Here is a 716-nt window from a genome sequence, read left to right as displayed (position 1 = left end):
CTGGTTTTCAAACCAAGGTGCTCGTGCAGTCATAATTAACTGCCCGGCTTTTTCTTCATCCATCTCATCGACTTCCATTAACTCATCGATAGACTGTTCTGCAAGATCTTCCATCGTGACAATACCTTTACTAGCAAGAACCAAAGCCAAATGCTGGTCCATGCCGTCCATTGCCAATAGATCCTCTGCAGGCTCTTTACCTTCGAGTTCCTCTTCGGAAGCCAAAGCTTTATTCAATAAGGCATCTTTTGCACGACGACGTANCTCTTCAACAATATCTTCATCGAAGGCGTCAATCTCTAACATTTCCTCAATCGGTACATAGGCGACTTCTTCTAGTGAAGTAAAGCCCTCATTTACCAACTCAGTCGCCAAGTCTTCATCTACATCAAGCGTTTCGATAAACAAGTCAACATACTTGCCAACCTCTTCTTCCTGCTGCTTACCTGCATCTTCTTCAGACATAACGTTCAATTCCCAGCCGGTCAATTCACCAGCCAGACGAACATTTTGCCCTGCTCGACCGATTGCCATAGCCAAGTTATCTTCAGATACCGCAACGTTCATGGAATTTGTTTCTTCGTCTACTACGATAGAAGCAACCTCGGCAGGCGCCATGGCGTTAACCACTAGCTGAGCCGGGTTATCATCCCAGACGATGATATCGACACGCTCATTACCTAACTCACCTGAGACGGCCTGAACTCGTGCTCCAC

General features: G+C 46.3%; 1 protein-coding gene. It reads right to left on the bottom strand.

Annotated elements, in window-relative coordinates; genetic code table 11:
* A partial coding sequence (locus tag A3756_RS16625; RefSeq protein ID WP_197481348.1) for a transcription termination/antitermination protein NusA occupies window positions 1–716 on the bottom strand: 716 nt, incomplete at both ends.

It is taken from the genome of Oleiphilus sp. HI0086 (genome assembly GCF_001635225.1).
Note: the sequence above shows the minus strand (reverse complement) of the source record. Positions and strands in the feature narration are given on the sequence as shown.